At 52.2% G+C, this 255-nt stretch carries 1 pseudogene; it reads left to right on the forward strand.

The window, feature by feature from the left end:
- Nucleotides 1–255, forward strand: a pseudogene (locus tag ACO0LC_RS29330) (IS481 family transposase); the annotation flags it as partial.

The following is a 255-nucleotide window of genomic DNA, read 5'->3' on the forward strand; positions in this document are numbered from 1 at the left end:
AGCCAGCATTTGGCCAGGTTAGAGTTTCCAATGAGCTACGTCGACGTGGAGTGTTTGTGTCGCCCTCTGGCGTGCGTTCAGTCTGGTTGCGACACGATCTCGAATCGTTTAAGAAGCGGCTCTCAGCGCTAGAGAAGCATGTTGCCCAAACGGGTGAAGTTCTGACTGAAGCTCAAGTTGTCGCTCTCGAACGTAAGCAGGATGACGACGTGGCAGTCGGTGAAATTGAAACTGCACATCCTGGTTATCTTGGCA

Origin of the sequence: Undibacterium sp. JH2W, assembly GCF_049340425.1 — a bacterium.
Classification (GTDB): Bacteria; Pseudomonadota; Gammaproteobacteria; order Burkholderiales; family Burkholderiaceae_D; genus Undibacterium.